At 54.2% G+C, this 21942-nt stretch carries 20 protein-coding genes; 1 reads left to right on the top strand and 19 read right to left on the bottom strand.

The window, feature by feature from the left end; genetic code table 11:
* Positions 1-5: 5 nt before the first annotated feature.
* On the bottom strand, positions 6-650 hold the full coding sequence (locus tag PspR76_RS09625; RefSeq protein ID WP_159954979.1) for a GntR family transcriptional regulator: 645 nt from the start codon (positions 648-650) through the stop codon (positions 6-8).
* Positions 651-823: 173 nt separating this feature from the next.
* Here PspR76_RS09625 and PspR76_RS09620 point away from each other — a divergent pair, with 173 nt between their 5' ends.
* On the top strand, positions 824-1360 hold the full coding sequence (locus PspR76_RS09620) for a TetR/AcrR family transcriptional regulator (RefSeq protein WP_237235770.1): 537 nt from the start codon (positions 824-826) through the stop codon (positions 1358-1360).
* 27 nt (positions 1361-1387) lie between these two features.
* On the opposite strand, the gene PspR76_RS09615 is transcribed toward PspR76_RS09620, so the two are convergent.
* The 18 genes from PspR76_RS09615 to PspR76_RS09530 form a co-directional block, all read right to left on the bottom strand.
* On the bottom strand, positions 1388-1720 hold the full coding sequence (locus PspR76_RS09615; protein WP_159954978.1) for a ComEA family DNA-binding protein: 333 nt from the start codon (positions 1718-1720) through the stop codon (positions 1388-1390).
* A 110-nt stretch (positions 1721-1830) separates the two neighbouring features.
* Positions 1831-3825 carry a polysaccharide biosynthesis protein gene (locus tag PspR76_RS09610; protein ID WP_159954977.1) on the bottom strand — a complete coding sequence of 665 codons (1995 nt, stop codon included), beginning with the start codon at positions 3823-3825 and terminating at the stop codon, positions 1831-1833.
* Positions 3826-3932: 107 nt separating this feature from the next.
* Positions 3933-4946 (bottom strand): MraY family glycosyltransferase, encoded by a 1014-nt coding sequence (locus PspR76_RS09605; protein WP_159954976.1) that lies wholly within the window; start codon positions 4944-4946, stop codon positions 3933-3935.
* On the bottom strand, positions 4943-5902 hold the full coding sequence (locus PspR76_RS09600) for a UDP-glucose 4-epimerase family protein (protein ID WP_159954975.1): 960 nt from the start codon (positions 5900-5902) through the stop codon (positions 4943-4945). The genes PspR76_RS09605 and PspR76_RS09600 overlap by 4 nt, the downstream gene beginning before the upstream one ends.
* 14 nt (positions 5903-5916) lie before the next feature.
* Positions 5917-7044 (bottom strand): non-hydrolyzing UDP-N-acetylglucosamine 2-epimerase, encoded by a 1128-nt coding sequence (gene wecB / locus PspR76_RS09595; RefSeq protein WP_159954974.1) that lies wholly within the window; start codon positions 7042-7044, stop codon positions 5917-5919.
* On the bottom strand, positions 7037-8047 hold the full coding sequence (locus tag PspR76_RS09590; RefSeq protein WP_159954973.1) for a polysaccharide biosynthesis protein: 1011 nt from the start codon (positions 8045-8047) through the stop codon (positions 7037-7039). Before PspR76_RS09590 ends, wecB begins: the two co-directional genes overlap by 8 nt.
* Positions 8048-8059: 12 nt before the next feature.
* A complete protein-coding gene (locus tag PspR76_RS09585; protein ID WP_159954972.1) occupies positions 8060-8917 on the bottom strand; it encodes a dTDP-4-dehydrorhamnose reductase family protein in 858 nt (285 codons plus the stop codon).
* Between the two features lie 9 nt (positions 8918-8926).
* Entirely contained in the window at positions 8927-10162 is a 1236-nt protein-coding gene (locus tag PspR76_RS09580) for a glycosyltransferase family 4 protein (protein ID WP_174245606.1), read from the bottom strand.
* 1 nt (position 10163) lies between these two features.
* Entirely contained in the window at positions 10164-11375 is a 1212-nt protein-coding gene (locus tag PspR76_RS09575; RefSeq protein ID WP_159954971.1) for a glycosyltransferase family 4 protein, read from the bottom strand.
* A gap of 16 nt (positions 11376-11391) precedes the next feature.
* A complete protein-coding gene (locus PspR76_RS09570) occupies positions 11392-12522 on the bottom strand; it encodes an EpsG family protein (RefSeq protein WP_159954970.1) in 1131 nt (376 codons plus the stop codon).
* Positions 12507-13787, bottom strand: a complete 1281-nt coding sequence (locus PspR76_RS09565) for an O-antigen translocase (protein WP_159954969.1) — start codon at positions 13785-13787, stop codon at positions 12507-12509. The genes PspR76_RS09570 and PspR76_RS09565 overlap by 16 nt, the downstream gene beginning before the upstream one ends.
* A complete protein-coding gene (gene rffA / locus PspR76_RS09560) occupies positions 13771-14916 on the bottom strand; it encodes a dTDP-4-amino-4,6-dideoxygalactose transaminase (RefSeq protein WP_159954968.1) in 1146 nt (381 codons plus the stop codon). The genes PspR76_RS09565 and rffA overlap by 17 nt, the downstream gene beginning before the upstream one ends.
* A 1147-nt stretch (positions 14917-16063) precedes the next feature.
* Complete coding sequence (locus PspR76_RS09555; protein WP_159954967.1) at positions 16064-16309, bottom strand: lipopolysaccharide assembly protein LapA domain-containing protein; 246 nt, start codon at positions 16307-16309, stop codon at positions 16064-16066.
* Positions 16310-16333: 24 nt separating this feature from the next.
* Positions 16334-16630, bottom strand: a complete 297-nt coding sequence (gene ihfB / locus PspR76_RS09550; RefSeq protein WP_003218804.1) for an integration host factor subunit beta — start codon at positions 16628-16630, stop codon at positions 16334-16336.
* Between the two features lie 132 nt (positions 16631-16762).
* Positions 16763-17044 (bottom strand): hypothetical protein, encoded by a 282-nt coding sequence (locus PspR76_RS09545; protein WP_159954966.1) that lies wholly within the window; start codon positions 17042-17044, stop codon positions 16763-16765.
* 161 nt (positions 17045-17205) lie between these two features.
* On the bottom strand, positions 17206-18900 hold the full coding sequence (gene rpsA, locus PspR76_RS09540) for a 30S ribosomal protein S1 (RefSeq protein WP_071483562.1): 1695 nt from the start codon (positions 18898-18900) through the stop codon (positions 17206-17208).
* A 119-nt stretch (positions 18901-19019) separates the two neighbouring features.
* Positions 19020-19709: a (d)CMP kinase gene (cmk, locus tag PspR76_RS09535; protein ID WP_003172653.1), complete on the bottom strand. Its 690-nt coding sequence runs from the start codon at positions 19707-19709 to the stop codon at positions 19020-19022.
* A complete protein-coding gene (locus PspR76_RS09530) occupies positions 19706-21916 on the bottom strand; it encodes a bifunctional prephenate dehydrogenase/3-phosphoshikimate 1-carboxyvinyltransferase (protein WP_232109291.1) in 2211 nt (736 codons plus the stop codon). Before PspR76_RS09530 ends, cmk begins: the two co-directional genes overlap by 4 nt.
* Positions 21917-21942: the final 26 nt, after the last annotated feature.

Genomic DNA, 21942 nt, shown 5'->3' with positions numbered 1-21942 from the left:
CTCGATCAGGGTTGAGTAAACAGGGCCAATGTCAGGCGCTCCGAATCATCCAGGTACAAGCTCATCGCTTGACCCGCCGCCGGTTTGTCCCCTTGAACCAATAACGCGTAAATCTCGCGGTCTCGCTCCAGCCAGGGCGACTGGAAGCGTTGCTCATCAATGGCGGAACAAAACACCAGGCGCAGTTGGGCAATGACCTGGGCGAAGAACTCATCGAACAATGGGCTGCGCATCAGGCCGACAATCTGCTGGTGAAACACCAGGCTGTGCGTCGCCACGGCGCGCCAGTCTTCACGGTCGCGGGCCAGCGTGGTGGCCTCAATGGCGTTTTGCATGTGCTCGGCCTGAGCATCGGTGAGCGCGCCGCTCTGGGTGATGGCCTGCAATTCGAGGGTACGCCGCACGACGAACAGATCACGCACCTCGTCTCGCTCCAACCGCCGCACCATCACACCTTTGTTGCGCACGTAGCGTGTAAGCCCCTCCTGCCCCAAACGATGCAAGGCCTCGCGGATGGTATTGCGCGAGGCGTTATAGGCCTTGACCAGGTCCGCCTCGACCAACGCCATTCCAGGTAACAGCCGCCCGCCAATGATGTCGGCACGCAATTCAAGCGCTATCTGATCGGCTAAAGACAAGCTGAGCGTCATGACCACCTCACGATTGTTGAACAATCACTGGCAAGATGTAACCACTTTTCATGCCAACGCGGTTTAGCGTTGTCTGGATGTTTAAAACAGCGTTACCCGTTAAAATGCGCGCTTGTTCACGAGGCAGTCCTATGCGTTATTCGTCAGACCATAAAGCCTAGACTCACCAACGCATCATCAAGGAAGCCTCGGTGCGCTTTCGCCGCGACGGCATTGGCGCCACTGGCCTGCAGCCGTTGATGAAAGCGCTGGACCTGACGCACGGCGGGTTTTATGCCCATTTCAAATCCAAACACGAGTTGGTGGAAAAAGCCCTGCAGGCAGCCGCTGCAGAACTGGATGCACATTGCGAAATGCTGTTCAGCCAGGAACGGCCGCTGGATGCGTTTATCGACAGCTACCTGTCTGAATGGCACCAGACCTCGCCGGATCAGGGCTGCCCGCTAACGACCATGTCTTCGGAACTTGGCCTCAAAGGCCAGCATAGTCCGACCACGGATGCGGTACTTGGGGCTCGGTTGAAACAAGTCGAGGCGGCGCTTGGCAGCGCGAATGCCGATGAACAAAGCCTGGTGTTGATGTCGACGCTGGTGGGCGCGCTGGTACTGGCCCGCAGTGTCGAAAGTACGCAGTTGGCGACGCGCATCCTGGACGTGGTACGCGCCAGTTTGAAGGCGCAGGTTGCAGAGGCTGAAAAGGCCGGTCAATGACCGGCCTCCCTGGCAACGTTCACATCCTCAATTGATCGCCAGCCTGTCGCGGTTCTTCTCCAGCAACGCCTTGCCGATGCCTTTAACTTCCAACAACTCATCCACTGCCGTGAACGGGCCATTGCTTTCGCGATAAGCGATGATCGCCTTGGCTTTGGCCGCGCCGATGCCGAAGAGGTCGCGACGCAGGGTTTCCGCGTCGGCGGCGTTCAGGTTGACCTTGGCGGATTGCTCGGCCTTGTTCATCTGTGCGGCGATGGGGGTTGGGGCTTCGGGTTTGATAGAGGGCGCTGCGTTGGCGGCAACTGAGAACGTGGTGAGGAAGGCAAAGATCAGGGAAGAGATGTAAGTGTTTTGCATTGGTGACGCTCCATGACATCGGTAGAAGAAAAGCAGCTTTCCGAAGCTGCTTTTCAAACTTAGGCGATGTTTGGAAGGAGTCAAAAACGCAGGGGTTACAGAGTGTGAGTTTAAGGCTCCAAACGGCGCTGCTGGAAAATCAGATCGACGATTTCACCGTCCGGCGAGTAGCCACTTACGGTGTCGCGCAGCAGCTGTCGAACGCGGGAGTAATCATCCTGATCCACGGCCCCCAGCAGTTCGTTCAACTTGACCTTGAGCAGATCCCAGGCCAGGTGGTCTTCATTGGCACTCATGATCATCGGGTGCTGAGTGGCTACTACGTTGTCGCCAATGAGTAACTCTTCGTAAAGCTTTTCACCAGGGCGCAGGCCTGAAAACTCGATGGCGATATCGCCATGCGGGTTTTTATCCGAACGCACACTCAGGCCAGACAAGTGAATCATCTTCTCCGCGAGTTCGACGATTTTCACCGGCTCGCCCATGTCCAGCACGAATACGTCACCGCCCAGGCCCATTGAACCGGCCTGAATCACCAGCTGCGCAGCTTCCGGGATGGTCATGAAGTAGCGGGTTATCTTCGGGTGAGTGACAGTCACCGGGCCACCCGACTTGATTTGCTTATGAAACAGCGGAATCACCGAACCGGAGGAGCCGAGTACATTGCCGAAACGCACCATGGTGAATCGGGTCTTGTTAACACGCGAGACATTCGATTTGTCGCCAAACAATACCGGGGCTACTTCGCGGCTAAGGGCTTGCAGGGTCAATTCGGCGAGGCGCTTGGTACTGCCCATGACATTGGTCGGGCGCACCGCCTTGTCGGTAGAGATCAGCACGAAATTGGCCACGCCTGCCTGCAATGCAGCTTGCGCAGTGTTCAGTGTGCCTATGACATTATTCAACACACCTTCGGCGATGTTGTGCTCGACCATCGGCACGTGTTTGTACGCGGCAGCGTGATAAACCGTGCTGACGTGCCAGGCTTTCATCACATCCAGCAACTTGGATTGATTACGCACCGAACCCAGGATGGGCAAGATTTTGACCGGTAACGACTCGCGATTTATACGCTCTTCCAGCTCGCACAGGATGCTGTATAGATTGAACTCACTGTGTTCGAACAGCAGCAACGATGTCGGGCGCAGTGTCAGGATCTGCCGGCACAATTCTGAACCAATTGAGCCGCCCGCCCCCGTTACCATCACGTTCTGCCCTTTGATACAGCGTTCGAGCAATTCGTGCTGGGCAGGCACCGTGTCCCGGCCCAAAAGGTCTGCAATATCGACTTCCTGGATATCGTCGACCTTCACCCTGCCACTGGCCAGGTCCATGAACCCGGGAACACTGCGCACATGCAGAGGGAAACCTTCAAGAAACCCGAGGATCTCACGGCGACGCCCGCGGTTGGAGGAAGGAATCGCCAGCAATATTTCCTGCGCGCCCGTCGCGTCGATCATGCGTTGGATGTGCTTGGGCTTATACACTTGCAGCCCGGAAATCACGCGCTCGGAAATACTTGAATCATCGTCAATAAATGCCACCGGCCGCATCACACGGCCCATTCGCAAGGCCGCTACCAGCTGATTGCCGGCAGAACCTGCGCCGTAGATGGCGACACGAGGCAGGCCATCCTCGCGGTTGGTAAACGGCACATGTTGTGCCGCGGAGAACCAGTCGCCCATGAAATATTGGCGCATGGCCAACCGCACGCCGCCCACCATGATCAGGCTGAGCCACCAGTAGTTGAAGATAATGGAGCGCGGCACCACATTTTGATGGTTGCTGTACCAGTAAACCACCACGCCAAGGATGAGCGAGGACAAGCTGACCGCCTTGATAATCGCGATCAATGCGTCGTTGCCGAAGTAGCGCATCACTGCCCGGTACATGCCGAAGCGGATGAACAGCGGAATGGCAATCACTGGAGCGGCGATGAACAACCAGAGGTGAAGACGAACCGGGTTGACCAATTCATCGATGCCCAGGCGTACAACGAACGCAAGCCACAAGGCAGCCCAAACGACAAACACATCCGTGCCGACCTGAATCAGTCGTTTTTTTCGTCTGGGCAAAGCGACCAAATAGGCCCGTAACTTATCCATAGCGGTTTCAAACACCTCTTAACATCCTATTACTTTGCCTTTGTAAGGCCATCCATGAACCCTCTGAAGGCTTTAAGGCTGGCTGCACGTGCGACTAGTTGCCACCGTTACCGCTCAAGCTCGCCGGCGTGAAACTTGATTGCCAGGAGGATCAGCGGCACGTATGCGAGAACCAGTGCCCACGCTCCATCCCATCCATACAGAACAACACCGAGTGCAATGGGCAATAACCAAACGAGGTTAATGGCCGCCACTGCCAACGTCACCGGCAGGTGTTTACCAAACTTGCGTGAAGCAAACTGATAGGCATGACTGCGATGCGCTTCATAGACCTTATCGCCCCGTAGCAGGCGGCGCACAAGCGTAAACGTAGCGTCGACCACGAATATGCCCAGCAAAATCAACCACGCCCAGAAAAAAGAAGAGTTAACCCAGGCGGCCTGAATAGAGAAACAGCCCAGGATAACGCCCAGGAACCCACTGCCGGCATCGCCCATGAAGATTTTGGCAGGCGGGAAATTCCACACCAGGAACGCACCTACCGCCGCGGCCAACAGCAGCGGCAGCCAAATCATGCCCTGATGACCACTCAGCGCATACAGCAGACAGCCGCCAAGGCAGGCGCAGATCGCTTCTACACTGGCGATCCCATCAATTCCATCCATGAAATTGTAGAGGTTGAGCATCCAGACCAGATAGATCGCAGCCAGGATATTGCCGATCAGCCCCAGGTGCAGGTCCCAGCCAAATACCGTCAGCGGCGCAAGCCCGTTCATCCAGAACAACGCCCATGCCGCCGCTGCAAAATGGCCTGCCAGGCGCCAGCGGGCAGCAATGTGACCATGATCGTCCATAAAACCCAAGACGGCCACCAGCGCACCCGCGCCTCCCACTGCGATCAACATGTCGCCACCCACCAGCCCCTGCCACCCCAACACAGGGATCATCACCAGAAACGCCAGGACAATCGCGACACCACCGCCTCGCGGGGTAGGCACCGAATGGGAACTGCGTGCATTCGGGATGTCAATTATGCTGCGCGAAAGCGCATAGCGTCTTAATACAGCAGTCATCAAAAATGAAATCAATGCAACAGCAAGAACGATCCACCACTCACTCATGTCTTTTCATTTTCCATGTAATCGGAGGCTGTCACTTTCAGCGCCTGGTCCACTGACAGCGGCGGCGTCCAATCCAAAACAGCGCGCGTCTTGGCGATATCAACCTGCAATGAGCCACACAAACGTTGAGAAAGGCTGCGCTTGCCCAGCAGCCTTGCAGCGGCGCTCAGCAAAACCGCCGGGACAGGCAGAAGACGTGCCGGCTTGCCCAACGCTGACGCCATCTTGCGTAGCAGAACGGTGGTCGACAAATCTTCGCCATCGCTGACCATAAAGGTCTGATTGGCTGCGGCTGGATGGCTCGTGCACAGGAGGGCCAGGTCAACCAGGTTGTCCAGGGCCACAAGGCTGCGAGCGTTATGAATGGCGCCGAAAGGCAACGGTACACCTTTGTGCAGCCAACGCATCATGCTGAGGAAATTGGCTTTTACCCCTGGCCCATAAACAAGTACGGGCCGAATGATCACGACTTCCATACCGGTGGCCACGGCCAGTTCCCGAAGGCCCTGCTCGGCTTCCATCTTTGAAACGCCGTAAGGATCTGCGGGGTTGGCTGGCTGATCCGCTGTGAACGGTACGCCGGGCTCTGTACCTTCGCCGTTGACCTTGATCGAGCTGATAAAAACAAATCGGCGCACCCCGGCCGCTGCGGCCTGGCGAGCCACGTTAAGCGTGCCCTCGACGTTGACATGGCGGAAGGCCTGCAGCGGGTCTGCGTCCAGCTCGTTCATGACGTGCACGCGAGCGGCGCAATGAACCACCGCGTCCACACCGGCAAGTCCAGCCGAAAAGTCTGCAGTCGAGAGGTCATCGAATCGAACCACGCGCGTAGCCGTTGCACAGGTAAAGCGGCTGCCTCTTGCTGCAACAGTGACGCGAACATCATTGCGAGCGGCTGACACTTGGACCAACCGGCTTCCCACGAATCCCGAAGCCCCAGTCACGAATATGTGCACGCAAAGCTCCTTGCTTACGATTTGGACCAGACGGTGCGGTTAATGTAATCGGTGTAGCTGTGCACAATACGCACGACTTTCTTGGAGACGGCACCGCCAAGATAATCACCGACCACCGACATTACCCGCTCGCCACGCACGTGTTGTGTCGTGACGACACGCACCGCATCAAGCACGCGCTCAGCTTTCAGCCCGCACATGATCAGCGTGCCTTCATCCATGCCCTCCGGGCGCTCATGCGCGTTCCTGATGGTGACCGCAGGCAGGTTCAGCAGCGAAGCCTCTTCGGTGATAGTGCCGCTGTCGGACAGCACGCAAAACGCTTCCATCTGCAACTTGATGTAGTCGAGCAAGCCAAACGGTTTAACGAAGCGAATCAAAGGATGATCCAGCGACTCGCCCAGTGCCTCGAGACGTTTACGGGTGCGCGGGTGAGTCGACACGATGACCGGGTATTGGTATTTGTCGACCAAGGCCTTCAGCGATGCCAGCAAGTCTCTCAGGTTGTCGGGCGTATCAACGTTTTCCTCGCGGTGCGCGCTGACAACAAAATACTCCCCTGCTGCCAGGCCTTCCCGTGCGAGAACATCCGAGGCTTGAATCTTCGGCATGTAGTGATCCAGGACTTCCGCCATATGCGAGCCGGTCTTGATGATTGTTTCAGGACGCACGCCTTCATCAAGCAGATAACGACGAGCATGCTCGGTCAGCACCATATTGATGTCGCTCAAATGGTCAAGCACCTTGCGATTGAGCTCTTCAGGCACACGCTGATCAAAACAGCGATTTCCCGCTTCCATATGGAAAACCGGGATTTTGCGCCGCTTGGCGGAAATGACCGCCAGGCAAGTATTCGTATCACCGTAAAGCAGCAACGCATCCGGCTTTTCCAATTCGAAAAGCTCGTCGGATTTGGCGATGACCTGTGCAATTGTCTGCGCTGCAGTGTCGCCCACGGCGCCCAGGAAATGATCGGGTTTGCGAATGTCCAAGTCGTCAAAGAAGACCTGATTAAGCTCATAGTCATAATTCTGCCCCGAGTGAACCAGAATATGATGAGTTTGCTTATCGAGCTCAGCGATCACGCGGCTCATCTTGATGAGTTCCGGGCGCGTGCCGACCAGCGTCATAACCTTAAGCATTGAGCTGCTCCTGGATAAATTCCAACTTCAACAGCAGCGCTTTAACGCCCTCGACGTCCAGGCGTTCGGTGTTATGCGAGGTGTAATCATCCAGCTCGGAGATGTGCGTTTCACCTTCGACAAAATACTTTTCATAGTTCAGGTCGCGGTTGTCCGCCGGAATACGGTAGTAGCGGCCCATGTCTTCGGACTTGGCCATCTCTTCGCGAGAAATCAGCGACTCGTAGAGCTTCTCGCCATGACGCGTGCCAATGACTTTAATTGCGTTTAAGCGGTTGAAGAGTTCCTTGAGTGCCTGCGCCAGATCCGCCACGGTCGACGCCGGTGCTTTTTGCACGAAAATATCACCCTGCTGGGCGAATTCGAACGCATGCAGCACCAGGTCAACGGAGTCTTCCAGCGACATCAGGAAGCGGGTCATATTCGGGTCGGTGACCGTGAGTTCACCGCCCTGTTTCAATTGATTGATGAACAACGGGATCACCGAGCCCCGCGAAGCCATCACATTACCGTACCGCGTGGAGCAAATAACCGGGCCGCCTTGCGGGATCATCCGGGATTTGGCCACCACCAACTTTTCCGCCATGGCCTTGGAAATCCCCATGGCATTGATCGGGTATACCGCTTTGTCAGTGCTCAACACAACGACACGTTCTACGTTGTTGGCAATGGCTGCATTCAGCACATTTTCCGTACCCAGAACGTTGGTTTTAACCGCTTCCATCGGGTAGAACTCACACGACGGCACCTGCTTGAGTGCCGCCGCGTGAAAGATATAGTTCACACCGACCATGGCTTGGGAAATGCTGGCGTAATCGCGCACATCACCAATATAAAATTTGACTTTGTCATTGCCGAGCGCAATGCGCATATCTTCCTGTTTTTTCTCGTCGCGACTGAACACACGAATTTCTTTGACTTGCGTGTCGAGAAAACGCTTCAGCACGGTATTACCAAAAGAACCGGTGCCGCCGGTGATCATCAATACTTTATTATCAAACATACCAACTCCTAACTATCGCTGTGCACGCATAAACTGAATCAAGTCCGGCCATGACGGTGGGAGGTAACCCACGGCGTCACGGAAGCGTGTCGAGTCAAGGGAACGATCAATCGCCAATTTATCATCGGGAATAATATCAATTTCCTTTTGATAGACCTTGGCGATTTCATTCAGCAGCGTGAACTTATCAATAGGGTTAACCGAGACGTGATAGAGGCCGAACAACTGCTCGTTCGGCAGCACATACTCAACAATGATGCGCGCCAGTTCTGCAGTAGGCACGCCCGAAAAAATAGCTTTCGTGAACCCCTTTACCGACCCTTCCTGGGACAGAAACCAATCAACCAGAGACGCGGTGCTCGCTAACTCATGGCCGATGATAGAGGTGCGCAAGGTGATCGCGTGAGGCTGATCATTCAACTCGCCAATAAACTTGGACTTTCCATACAAGTCGACGGCATCGGAAATATCCGACTCGAGGTACATGCCCTTCGAGCCGGTAAAGACACAATCGGTACTGATATGAATCAGCCGCGCGTTGGCCAGCTTGCATAATTTGGACAACCGATGGGGTAACATCGAGTTGAGCGGCAACGTCGACAGCGGGTCATTGGCGTGGGCTAATTGCTTGATCAAGCCGACGCAGTTGATCACCACGTCCGGACGATTGTCTTCAAACACCGAGACCAGCGACTCGTAATCCAGAACGTCAACATTTGAATAAAAGCTGCCCCGATGCTTTTCTTCAAAATACGCTGCCCCGCTTTGCCCACGCATAGTGCCGAAAACACTATGTGATGTGTGATTGGAAAGATACTTGAACACCGCACTACCAAGCATTCCCGTCACGCCCAACACTAATATTTTCATGGTTTATCTCTAAAGGTTGCCAATTCGTTCTTTAATAATCTGTACCAATCGACGGCACTGCGTTTTCATTTCGTAATTGTTACAGAAAAAGCTGAACGACGCCGCCCCGTAGGCGGCTCTTTTTTCCGGCGAAGCCTCGTAGAGCGACTCGATGTTCCTGGCAAGCGCTGCTGCGTCCTCTGCCTGAGAACACAACCCGGCACCTGCCTGCTCCACTATTCTGGCTCCCTCTCCATCCAGGGCGGCCAGGATAGGCTTGCCCGCCGCCATATACGCCTGGATCTTACTGGGTATGGTCAGCGCGAATATTTCCTCGCGCTTGAGTGTGACCAGTAGCGCCTCACTTTTTGAAAACAGTTCAGGCATGACCGAGGAAGGCAAACGCCCTACGAGCTCAAGATTATGCAGGTTGTGTTGACGCTTCTGCTCATGCATCCAATCCAAACGGCTGCCACTGCCCACCACGACAATCTTGCAGTCCAACTGAAGCAGTGCTTTTGCGGCATCGACTATCGTTTCCAAGGACTGCGCAAACCCGAGGTTCCCGGCGAAGACCACACAAAAATTGGACGATAATAATCGGCTGACCTCCAGCGGCAGACGGTCGCAAGGGTCTGTCTGAGCGGCAGGAACACGGTAAGAGTTGGGGTAGTAGACCAGCTTGTCTTTTGCCACATACTTGGACGCCGAGGAAATAAACGCCTCGGACTGCACCAGCACCGTGTCGGCCTTGGCGTAAATAAAACGGACTAAAACCCCAATCGCCTTCAAGAGCAGCGAATTGGTGATGAACCCCGTCGCCTCAAGCGTCTCGGGCCATAAATCCTGCACCCAAACCATCAAATGAGCGTTGCTGGAACGCTTCAATACGATGGCTGGAATAGCTGCGGTAATCGGCGAGACCGCAAAGACAATAATCGCGTCGAACTGCTTACCGGCACTCTGCTTGGGAAAATACCTGATTCCGTTTTTCACAAAGGAGAGATAGTTGAGAATCAGGTTGCGGGCACCGCCTGACTTTCGCGGCCTCAACGGAACGCGGTGTATTTTTACACTGTCCTTATACACCTGCTCACTGCAAGCCGTTTGATCATAGTCTTGATAGGTCTCACCGTCCGGGTAATTAGGTTGCCCGGTAAAGACTTCAACCGTGTGCCCAAGGCAAGCCAGCTCCTCAACAATATCATTGATAATAAAGCTCTCAGGATAAAAATACTGAGTGACAATCGCAATATTCAAAGACATATCATCCCACACTATCAAATCGGGATTTAAGCGCCTTGGGCCCTTGCACAATTACGGACTTTAAAAATGACAATATCGCAACCCAGCGATTCATCGAACCGTCAAAAACGGGCGTGCGATTAGACAGCTCTACAAATCTTTTTGATGTTTCGACAATATCAAACGCTTTCGCTTTTTGTCGATGCTTATCGGACACTTCATTGTATTGTTCGGGACTCATAGTGTGCAGCTTCTCGATGGTTTCCAGAATCCCCATTCTCACCGTCGTCGCCGACTCTTCATTGTAGGAATAGCCTGAAATATCGGAAAATAACCCACAGGTCTGTGGTAACTCTATGGATTCAATGCCCACCACCGAGGGTATTCCGGCGGCGGAGGCTTCGATGATGGTCGTACCTGAACCGACAAAACAAAACGCGCCATCAAAAAGGGCAGGCAGCTCGGCATACTCGACCTCGCCCATAAAGTGCACGTATTCACTGACGCCACAGGCCTGCGCCAATGAAACCAGCGCCGCGTGTTCAGGCCCCGAACCGTAGATGAAGTATTCAAAGTTTGCGCGCTTACGCAGCTCACTCAACTGCGTGATGACGTGCTTATTGTAAACTTTGAAATCGACTAAACGCCCTACCGAGACGATCCGCAGAGACGATTGAAGCGGCTGCCGAGCGCTGTAGTTTTCGAAGGAAATGCCCAGGGGCAATACATCCAGCGTCGCCACGTCAACCTGCGCCAGCGCCGCAGCCATTTCGGCTGTTCGCTCATTGGGAAACAACGTCAACTGGACGTTACGGTCATACAGTTCAAGCATTTTTTTTCTGAAATATACATTCCGCCCACGCCACCAGCTGATTTCCATAGCATGGTAGATACCGACACTGAGAAAGGAAAACTTCAAGCGTGTCTTGTTCAGAAAAACATAAGCCAATGTCAATATGTCTACAACGTGAACAATGTCGTACACGTTCGGATCTTTTTTGGCTGGCAACAGCGCATTTATCCAGCTGGACGCAGACAGAAAGGGTACATGCTCGACGACATCGATTTGGGCGTGACGAGACAGCTCGTCGAACAGCCCTGCATCACATTTATTCGACAGCACCCTCACCGTTACCGTATACCCGGCCTGGCTGAGGTATTTAGCCAATCGGACGACGTAGGTCTCAACCCCACCGATGGCCAAGCCCCCTACCACAAACAAGATATTCTTCATACGCCCACCACACTAATTATAGAAAACTAAAAAAAACTTCGGAATTGCCGGTCCAACCCAAGTTACTACTCAAATTCAGGTACAAGGTGGCGAGCGCATATAGTGAGACCATGACAACGCCCAGTTTCTTACCCAACAAGTGCACTGCCAACATCGGCAGCAGCACGTATTCAAACATGGAAATGCTCGCATACCCGCGACCTGCGAGTATGGCAAAATCGCCCATCACTATTCGCAAAAACGTTGCGCAATAAAACACGCAAAACACCAGCTTGAACGTTGGGTAGCGTGCATCCAGCTTTTGCGACCAGATCAATCCAGCGACCACCAGGATCAGGTTTTTGACATTGACCATGTCGAACAAAGGCAGTGCATAGCCGTACTTTTCCGTCGTCAGGTAGGACTCAATTTTATCACTGATAAAACTGATAAATTCCAGTTGTCGCAGCAGGAGCTTTGAATCAACAAACGACGCGGCCAATAAAAGAATGCCACTGAGCCCAAGGTAAAAAGCCCGCGAGGGTTTTAGCCAATACAACACAACAGGCACCACAAAAAACACCGACGACACGTGCACCATCATTGCTAGCGCAAGATAAACCGCCAGTAGCGCGTATTCTTTTCTATGAAGATACGTGGCGGCCAAAAAAACTAGACTGGAAGCGACACCCAAGCGTATTGCATTCAGCTCTTTGGCAAGGAAAAAGTGTGCAAAATAGACCAACACACCCAAGGCAAAGTAAGGAGAGAAGTACCGTATGCTTCTGAGGTTGAGAGAAACCGCCAGCAGCGAGCAGAAGCCAAATAAGATAAAAGAATTACGCCCTAATACGGCCAACACCGAGAGGACAATATAGAAACCGAATTCGATATTAAATGTTGAGTAGCTGTAGTCGCAAAACAGATGGCGACACTCTAGCACCGAGGGAACTTCCTGCATCATTCTCAGGTAGGCGAGATCATCACTGCCCACGCCTGCGATCCTGAATGTCGCCAGCAGGATAAGAGGAACCCCCATCAGGGCGCCCACCGCTGCCCGCGGCAACGCGTGGTCACTCAGGGTATCCCACGCGGCAACGATGACCAGAAATCCGAATACGAGGTACAGCGGGAAGGAGAATTCCAGGCCCATCAGTTGCGTGCCCAAGAGATAAAACCGGCAATGGAAATCATAAAAAATACTATATAAGCCAACATATAAGAATACATCACGCCGTACACACCGCCGACTTCGCGCCCCACGGTGAACGTCAAGCCAACAAACAGCAGCGCCTGCAACACCTCGGAGAAGATGTACAATTTCGTCGCGGCTTTGGCCACCACAACAAAACCTATGACATAGGCAGCAACTTTGAAGAAGTCGCCAATCAGCTGATAAATTATATAACCTTCCAACTCATGAAATTCGGAAGACAACAACACCGGAATAAAAAAACTTCGCCCTACGTACAACACGCTCGCGCCAGCTAAAAACACCGCCATCACCAACAGCATAAACTTTATCACTTGCGCTTTGATCACGGCCTTGTCTTGGGTCGCTGACACCATCGGCATGTAGTACGACGCCAGAAACACACTGAAAAAACCGATGTACGCGCTCGACAGCTTGATGCTCCCTTGCCAGATGCCCGCCTCGGAGTAGCCTACCCGTGCTATCAACGATTCCCTGATAACTATCTCGACCACGGGAAACATCAATGCACTGACCAGCAACATCAACCCAAACTTGGAAAACTTCTTGCTCAGTGCAACATCCACCTTGCGCCACGTGAACAATCTGAACAGCGGCATGCCCTTCAGATAAACCAAAGAGATGAGCGCCGGCATAGTGAAGATAGTCAGCATGGCAATTGCCGCACCGGGCAGGCCAAATGCGGAAATCAGCCACCAGATAATGGGCAGCACAACAAGGTTAGCCGTTACTTGAACGCTGGCGTTGACTTTAAGTTTTCCAAGGCCATTAAAAAAACCTGAAAACAGCGTATTGAACGCAAAGACAAACTGAGCGAGCGCCAGCAGGACAATGATCCAGTAGTCCTCAGGATGCCCAAATACAAAATTCGACACCTGCGCTGAAAAGACCGCCAGTAAAACAAATGACACCAGGCAGAATCCGAAAGCGTAGAACGCCGATGTCGAGAACAACTTATATAACTTGAATGGGTTGCTTTTAAATTCCGCGACGTACTTTATTATACCGTGGCTTATCCCTCCTCCCGCCAGGAGGACGGCGATAGACACTAAGCTCATGAAATGTCCGAGCTTGCCGAGGCCGTCGACCCCCAGGTACAGGGCGATTAACTTTAATATGCAGAAGCCAACAAGTATCTTTGACGCTTGCGCGGCGCTTGTAAAGAAAGCGCCGAACAGCATGCTGCGGTTTGAGCCCTTCAATTCACCGACCCGCGGCATCAACTGCACCTATCACCGAATTGATGACATGCTGCATTTCAGGCTCTGTCATGCCATACCAGATGGGCAGGCGAATAAGACGCTCGCTTTCCTGGGTCGTAAACCGGTCTTCGCCGGTGAACCGACCGAGTAAAATACCCGCCGGTGCACTGTGCAGCGGAACATAATGAAATACCGCCCCCACACCCGCAGCGTTCAGATAACTGAGCACTGACTTGCGCGCGTCGATGTTCTTAACTTTAATATAAAACATGTGCCCATTGGCGATACACGCTTCGGGGACCGTTGGCACTTCAAGCAGGCCCGCCGCGACCAACCCAGCGAACGCCAGGTTATAGCGCTGCCAAATGCCGAGCCTGAAATCGTTAATGTTCTTCGCTTCTTCCAATTGACCAAACAAATAGGCCGCTTGCAACTCACCCGGCAAATAGCTACTGCCGATATCCACCCAGGTATATTTGTCGATCATCCCTCGGAAAAACTGACTGCGGTTAGTGCCTTTCTCTCTGATGATTTCGGCGCGACCAATGAACCGCTTATCGTTGATTAACAACAAGCCGCCTTCACCACCACTCGTGTAGTTTTTAGTTTCATGAAAACTATAGGCCGCCAGATGCCCGATCGTGCCCAACCAACGGCCTTTATACGTCGACATCATGCCTTGCGCGGCGTCTTCCACGACAAATAAATCATGCCGCTGGGCAATGTCCATAATCACGTCCATTTCACAGGCGACACCTGCATAATGAACGGGGACGATGGCTTTGGTCTTTGCGGTGATCGCCGCCTCGATAAGCGTCTCATCGATATTCATGGTGTCCGGGCGAATATCGACAAAAACAATTTTCGCGCCCCGAAGCACGAATGCGTTCGCCGTACTGACAAAGGTAAAGCTGGGCATGATCACTTCATCACCCGGCTGTATATCTATCAAAATGGCGGCCATTTCGAGTGCTTGGGTGCACGAGGGCGTCAGCAGGGCCTTTTCACATGAAAATGTTTCTTCAAACCATTGTTGGCAACTAATGGTAAATTCACCGTCACCCGACATCTTGGCACTGCGCATGGCGCGCGTAACATATTGATCTTCATTACCCGTATAGGGTGGTTTGTTAAATGGAATTTTCATCAAGCTCACCCTAAAATTCTTTTTCTAGCCGTAATCAATCTTTCTGTTCTGACTCGTTTTGCAGGCGCTCCAGTATAAGCACCCCGAGCATCAGTACCTTTAGTAACAGTTGCCAACGCCCTCACTGTACATCCCTAAGCCGACACTGCGCCGGAAAATAACCACCGCTCCAACACCGACGATGACATGCGATGCTTTATGCGCGCTCTAAAGCATAAAAATTGATCACACAAATTTTCCCTTGGTTTGCGCTCTGAACGCAACACACCAAGGAGAATCATTTCAGAGCAATTCTTATCCTTCCCCCTCCTGCGACGGGGTCAACACAACCCTAATCGTGCCAAACCTGCGCAATAGACACTCATCACACGTCATAGCTTTGCTGATTGAATATCGCCCGCGCCAGGCGTCAGAGGGCTGGGCATCAATCGAAGGATCCCAACGGCTGGCCACCACTGCGCAGGGTTACCACGCAACACTTTGTGGCATTTACCCCAGGCATGGAAAGCCTGCCCTGCGCCATCGCAAGCCTCATTATCGGCCGACGCAGCTCAATGTTTAGTAAATCCCCTCAACTGACGCGCGCATAGGGTTCGGGACGGGTAGACATTCCCTCATGCACATACAACGACGAATTGCAAAAAGTCGTTTACGGTGGTCTCACCGTTAACATTTTTTGAATAGTCGGCTTAAACCCGATAGTTACTTAAAGGCAAGATCCGCGAAATAGGCTTAGTCGGGATCTAATTAGTTTCGGCCCTGGCACTTGTCCGGGACACATACATTTGCGGAGTTAAATACAGAAACGATAGTGTTTGCTTTAGCAAATGAACGCCCAACGCCTGCACACCTATCATGTAATGAAGAGGCAAGATGGCAGTTGTCATTAACGGGCCGCATGTTACCCCATATCCGGCACACTTTGAACCGTGAAGCGTCTATTTTATAACGCTCGCCCAAGGCTAGCCCTTCAGAGCTCTCTGTTTTTTGGGGAAAAGGGCTAAATGTGCGATATCGGCTGACCCGATTGACTGAAGGGGGGGCGCATTCATAGTGGTCCCCCAAATAACGCGTACGTTACTAAGAGGATGCTGGAAGCCTATGCCCCCAACCCACCTTATAAGCGCAAGCAGCAGCGAGGAGGACGCTACTCACGCACGATCGACGCTCGCTTGTGACGACGGGTAGCGCTGACCAGCACGCACAACAGCGGCCCCACCATCAACCCGACAATCAGCGCAGCCACAACATACACTGCCACCGGCAGTTGCAGGGTGGTCCAACCCAAGAACGAAAGAGAAACGCCTTGTTGGTTTTCCAACACAAAGGCCAAAACCACCAGTGCGACAGCCAGCACTGCCAACACCAGAAAAACGCGTTTAATCCCACGCATAACTTACTCCTACCCTAAAACCACTCAGACGCCCTCTTCCTCGTCTTCGTTCACTCGATCGCGCAATTCCTTGCCCGGTTTGAAATGCGGCACAAACTTACCGTCAAGGCTGACGGACTGCCCGGTTTTCGGGTTACGGCCCACTCGCGGCGCGCGGTAGTGCAAGGAAAAACTACCAAAGCCACGGATCTCGATTCGATCCCCCGTGGCGAGGCATTGGGACATTTGCTCGAGCATGGTCTTGATAGCCAGCTCTACATCCTTGGATGAAAGCAGCCCTTGATGGGTGACAATTCGTTCGATCAACTCCGACTTCGTCATATTTTTCCCTTCTTTTTCAAGCAGCTAGGAAAAGCGCTCCAAAGGTTTTAGCATGACTTGGTGAATTTGAACAGCCCACGCTTTAACTTATCTTCAGGTTGGTTTAACGCCCTCAAAAAGTACCTTACCTCTTCATTTGCAGATCACCAGCATCGTGCGGGTCACTGCACCTGCCGGGTTCCAACCAAACACGTAGTCGCCCTCTTCGTCTTTAGCGTCACTGGAACGCGTTACAACCTTATAGCCCTGCATCTTGCACTCACGGGCAGCACGCTTCTCGCACTTCTCCCAATTGGAACCAAGCCCCGAACAGTCAATCTCGATGCCGCTGACGCCATGCCTGGCATGAGTCTTGGCACTGGTGGAGCACCCTGCAAGCAGTACGATTGAGAAGATGACAATAAACTTGTTCATTCAAATCCTTATTGAAGCAGCAACACGGGGATAGCCAGCATTAAAACTATAGTCAGTTCTGACAGCCGACTGCACGCCTTGGTTCTAAGTTGTTGATTCAACAAATTTCAGGCACAAAAAAGGGCGACCGAAGTCGCCCTTTTTCTATGGTCTGACAGAACTTAGTTCTGTTTTTCCATTTGTGCACGCAGCAGGTCGCCCAGAGTGGTAGGACCAGCAGCAATTTCAGAGGTAGCTGGCTTGTCGCGCAGGCTCTGGATTGCTTCTTTCTCTTCAGCATCGTCTTTCGACTTGATGGAGAGCTGGATTACGCGGCTCTTGCGGTCAACGCTGATGATCTTGGCTTCTACTTCCTGGCCTTCTTTCAGAACGTTGCGCGCGTCTTCAACGCGGTCACGGCTGATTTCGGAGGCTTTCAGAGTCGCTTCGATATCGTCGGCCAGAGTGATGATGGCGCCTTTAGCGTCAACTTCTTTCACGATGCCTTTAACGATTGCGCCTTTGTCGTTGTCCTGAACGTATTCAGAGAACGGGTCGCTTTCCAGTTGCTTGATACCCAGGGAGATACGCTCGCGCTCTGGGTCAACCGACAGGATAACGGTGTCCAGCTCGTCGCCCTTCTTGAAACGACGAACAGCTTCTTCGCCCACTTCGTTCCAGGAGATGTCGGACAGGTGAACCAGGCCGTCGATGCCGCCGTCCAGACCAATGAAGATACCGAAATCGGTGATCGACTTGATGGTGCCGGAGATTTTATCGCCCTTGTTGAACTGGCCAGAGAAATCTTCCCATGGGTTAGATTTGCACTGCTTGATGCCCAGGGAGATACGACGACGCTCTTCGTCGATGTCCAGAACCATAACTTCCACTTCGTCGCCGACTTGTACGACTTTCGAAGGGTGGATGTTTTTGTTGGTCCAGTCCATTTCGGAAACGTGTACCAGGCCTTCAACGCCTTCTTCCAGCTCAGCGAAGCAGCCGTAGTCGGTCAGGTTGGTAACACGCGCGGTGACGCGAGTGCTTTCTGGGTAACGAGCTTTGATAGCAACCCATGGATCTTCGCCCAGCTGCTTCAAGCCCAGGGAAACACGGTTACGCTCGCGATCGTACTTCAGAACCTTGACATCGATCTCGTCGCCAACGTTGACGATTTCGGAAGGATGCTTGATACGCTTCCAAGCCATGTCGGTAATGTGCAGCAGGCCATCGACGCCACCCAGATCGACGAATGCGCCGTAATCGGTGAGGTTCTTGACGATACCTTTGACTTGTTGGCCTTCCTGCAGGGATTCCAGCAGAGCTTCACGCTCGGCGGAGTTCTCTGCTTCCAGGACGCTGCGACGGGAAACGACAACGTTGTTGCGCTTCTGGTCGAGCTTGATGACCTTGAATTCGAGTTCTTTGCCTTCCAGGTGCGTGGTGTCGCGCACTGGACGAACGTCGACCAAAGAACCTGGCAGGAACGCACGGATGCCGTTAACGTCGACAGTGAAGCCGCCTTTAACCTTACCGTTGATAACGCCCTTGACCACTTCTTCAGCTGCGAAGGCTGCTTCGAGAACAATCCAGCATTCAGCGCGCTTGGCTTTTTCACGGGACAGCTTGGTTTCACCGAAACCGTCTTCAACCGAGTCCAGAGCAACGTGAACTTCGTCACCGACATTGATAGTCAGGTCACCAGCATCGTTGTAGAACTGTTCCAGCGGGATCAGAGCTTCAGACTTCAGACCAGCGTGAACGGTTACCCAGCGAGCTTGGTAATCGATATCAACGATAACACCGGTGATGATGGAGCCTGCCTGAAGGTTCAGGGTTTTTAGGCTTTCTTCAAAGAGTTCCGCAAAGCTTTCGCTCATTTTAATTCCTGTTGATAAGGGCGAAGAATACGCCCATCTCCACACCCCAGACGGTGTGGGTCAGTTTCAATTAAAAGAAGCACCACAGGACTATGACTGGTCCCCTGCAGCCTTCTTGGTCACCCGGCAATATCGCGAATGGCGATTTCACTCAAGATGCGTTCCAGCACCTGCTCGATGGACAACTCCGTGGAATCCAGCTGTATGGCGTCAGCCGCCGGCTTAAGCGGGGCTACCGCACGCTGGGTATCACGCTCATCGCGTGCACGGATCTCATCTAGCAGACTGGACAGACTAACACCATCGACTTTGCCCTTCAACTGCAAGTAGCGGCGGCGAGCCCGCTCCTCGGCGCTGGCGGTCAGGAAAATCTTCAATGGGGCCTCCGGAAACACCACGGTGCCCATATCACGACCGTCGGCCACCAAACCCGGCGGCTCCTGAAATGCCCGCTGACGCTGCAGCAAAGCGTCGCGCACGGCCGGCAGCGCGGCAACCTGGGAAGCCCACGAGCCGACTTGCTCATTACGCAGATCATCCGTCACATCGTCCCCTTCAAGGATAATGCGCTGTGGATGACCTTCCGTCGCGCCGACGAACTGCACATCAAGGTGCGCCGCCAACAGCTTCAAGGATTCTTCGTTGGTCAGGTCGACGCCATGGTTGCGTGCGGCAAATGCCAGCAAGCGGTACAGCGCGCCGGAATCCAGCAGGCACCAGCCCAGGCGCTTGGCCAGGATGCCGGCAATCGTGCCTTTGCCCGAGCCGCTTGGCCCGTCGATGGTAATCACCGGTGCTTTGATATTCACAATTGAGCCTCTTGGGCAACACGGATGCCGACTTGGGCACACAGTGTAAGAAAATTCGGAAAAGATGTAGCAACATTGGCGCAGTCACGGATACGAATCGGCGCCGCCGCACGCAGGGAGGCCACGCTGAACGCCATGGCAATCCGGTGATCGCCATGGGCATGCACTTCACCGCCACCCATCAGGCCACCGTCAATGATAATCCCATCAGGTGTCGGTTCACACTTCACACCCAGGGCCAGCAGACCGTCGGCCATGACCTGGATACGGTCGGACTCCTTCACGCGCAGCTCTTCAGCGCCGCGCAATACCGTGCGCCCTTGCGCACACGCCGCCGCGACGAACAGCACCGGGAACTCATCGATAGCCAACGGCACCAACGCTTCAGGAATCTCGATACCCTTCAGCGCTGCAGCCCGCACGCGCAGATCCGCAACCGGCTCACCACCGACTTCACGCAGGTTTTCCAGGGTGATATCCGCGCCCATCAGCCGCAGGATATCGATCACCCCAGTACGTGTCGGGTTGATGCCGACATGCTCCAGCAGCAACTCGGAGCCCTCGGCAATCGACGCTGCCACCAGAAAAAACGCCGAAGAAGAAATATCCCCCGGCACTTCAATATGCGTAGCGGTCAATGCATGGCCCGACTCGACCGACGCCGTAGCGCCCTGCACTTGCACCGGGTACCCGAAGCCGCGCAGCATGCGCTCGGTGTGGTCACGGGTTGGCGCAGGCTCGGTCACCGAGGTTTTACCCTCGGCATACAAACCCGCCAGCAACAGGCAGGATTTGACCTGGGCGCTCGCCATCGGCAGTGCATAGGTCAGCCCCTTCAACGCCTGGCCACCGCGAATGGTCAACGGCGGACGCCCTTCCGGCCCGGTTTCGATCACAGCCCCCATTTCCCGCAGCGGCTTGGCCACGCGACTCATCGGGCGCTTGGACAGCGAAGCATCGCCAGTCAACACGCTGTCGAAGCGCTGCGCCGCCAGCAAGCCGGACAACAGGCGCATCGACGTACCGGAATTACCCAGATAGATCGGGCCTGGCGCGGGCTTCAGGCCATGCAAGCCCACGCCATGAATGGTGACACGCCCATGGTGCGGCCCTTCAATCACCACCCCCATGTCGCGAAACGCCTGCAAGGTCGCCAGGGCATCTTCGCCCTCAAGAAAACCTTCAACCTCGGTCACGCCCTCGGCCAACGAACCCAACATGATCGAACGATGGGAGATCGACTTGTCGCCAGGCACCCGAATCTGCCCGCTCAAGCGGCCACCGGGGTTGGCGATAAAGGTCTGCTCATCGGCGTTCACAGCGGTTTCCATGTAGGCCCGGCGCGCCAGGATCTTGCTGAAATGCTCGCGCGCCACCCGCGCACGGGTGAACACGCCCAATAATTGATGGCCATCTCCGGCATCGACCGCATCGCGCAAGGCGTCAAGGTCACTGCGGAAAGTGTCCAGGGTGCGCAACACCGCCTCGCGATTGGCGAGGAAGATGTCGTGCCACATCACCGGATCACTGCCGGCAATGCGCGTGAAATCGCGGAAGCCACCGGCGGCGTAGCGGAAAATATCGAGATTTTCGTTACGCTTGGCCAGCGAGTCCACCAAACCAAACGCCAGCAGATGCGGCAAATGGCTGGTTGCCGCCAGCACTTCGTCGTGACGCTCAACCTGCATATGCTCGACATCGGCGCCCAACTCGCGCCACAGGCGATCCACAACCGCCAAGGCGGCCGGATCGGTCTGCTCAAGCGGCGTCAGAATCACCTTGTGGCGGCGGAACAGCTGCGCATTGGACGCCTCCACCCCACTCTGCTCGGAACCGGCAATCGGATGCCCCGGCACAAAGCGCGCCGGCATGCCGCCAAACGCCACTTGCGCCGCGCGCACCACATTGCCCTTGGCACTGCCGACATCCGTCAGGATCGCCTGCCCCAGGTCCATGCCCGCCAACAAGCCCAGCAATTTCTCCATCGCCAGAATCGGCACCGCGAGCTGAATCACATCCGCGCCCTGGCACGCGAGCGCCAGGTCTGCTTCACAGCGATCCACCACGCCCAATTCAACCGCCAACTTGCGCGATTGCGGGTCCAGGTCCACACCGACCACTTCGCCACACAGCCCGCTTTCACGCAGGCCTTTGGCGAAAGAGCCGCCGATCAACCCCAGACCGACCACCACCAGGCGACCGATCATAGGCACAGCAGGTTGCAATGCAGTGA

The organism is Pseudomonas sp. R76, from assembly GCF_009834565.1.
GTDB lineage: Bacteria > Pseudomonadota > Gammaproteobacteria > Pseudomonadales > Pseudomonadaceae > Aquipseudomonas.
The sequence above is the reverse complement of the archived record's forward strand: the minus strand, read 5'-3'. Positions and strand labels throughout refer to the sequence as shown.

Coding starts and splice junctions, on each gene's coding strand:
- PspR76_RS09625 (WP_159954979.1), bottom strand. CDS start 650: ATGACGCTCAGCTTGTCTTTAGCCGATCAGATAGCGCTTGAATTGCGT.
- PspR76_RS09615 (WP_159954978.1), bottom strand. CDS start 1,720: ATGCAAAACACTTACATCTCTTCCCTGATCTTTGCCTTCCTCACCACG.
- PspR76_RS09610 (WP_159954977.1), bottom strand. CDS start 3,825: ATGGATAAGTTACGGGCCTATTTGGTCGCTTTGCCCAGACGAAAAAAA.
- PspR76_RS09605 (WP_159954976.1), bottom strand. CDS start 4,946: ATGAGTGAGTGGTGGATCGTTCTTGCTGTTGCATTGATTTCATTTTTG.
- wecB (WP_159954974.1), bottom strand. CDS start 7,044: ATGCTTAAGGTTATGACGCTGGTCGGCACGCGCCCGGAACTCATCAAG.
- PspR76_RS09590 (WP_159954973.1), bottom strand. CDS start 8,047: ATGTTTGATAATAAAGTATTGATGATCACCGGCGGCACCGGTTCTTTT.
- PspR76_RS09585 (WP_159954972.1), bottom strand. CDS start 8,917: ATGAAAATATTAGTGTTGGGCGTGACGGGAATGCTTGGTAGTGCGGTG.
- PspR76_RS09580 (WP_174245606.1), bottom strand. CDS start 10,162: ATGTCTTTGAATATTGCGATTGTCACTCAGTATTTTTATCCTGAGAGC.
- PspR76_RS09575 (WP_159954971.1), bottom strand. CDS start 11,375: ATGAAGAATATCTTGTTTGTGGTAGGGGGCTTGGCCATCGGTGGGGTT.
- PspR76_RS09565 (WP_159954969.1), bottom strand. CDS start 13,787: ATGCCGCGGGTCGGTGAATTGAAGGGCTCAAACCGCAGCATGCTGTTC.
- rffA (WP_159954968.1), bottom strand. CDS start 14,916: ATGAAAATTCCATTTAACAAACCACCCTATACGGGTAATGAAGATCAA.
- PspR76_RS09555 (WP_159954967.1), bottom strand. CDS start 16,309: ATGCGTGGGATTAAACGCGTTTTTCTGGTGTTGGCAGTGCTGGCTGTC.
- ihfB (WP_003218804.1), bottom strand. CDS start 16,630: ATGACGAAGTCGGAGTTGATCGAACGAATTGTCACCCATCAAGGGCTG.
- PspR76_RS09545 (WP_159954966.1), bottom strand. CDS start 17,044: ATGAACAAGTTTATTGTCATCTTCTCAATCGTACTGCTTGCAGGGTGC.
- rpsA (WP_071483562.1), bottom strand. CDS start 18,900: ATGAGCGAAAGCTTTGCGGAACTCTTTGAAGAAAGCCTAAAAACCCTG.
- PspR76_RS09530 (WP_232109291.1), bottom strand. CDS start 21,916: ATGATCGGTCGCCTGGTGGTGGTCGGTCTGGGGTTGATCGGCGGCTCT.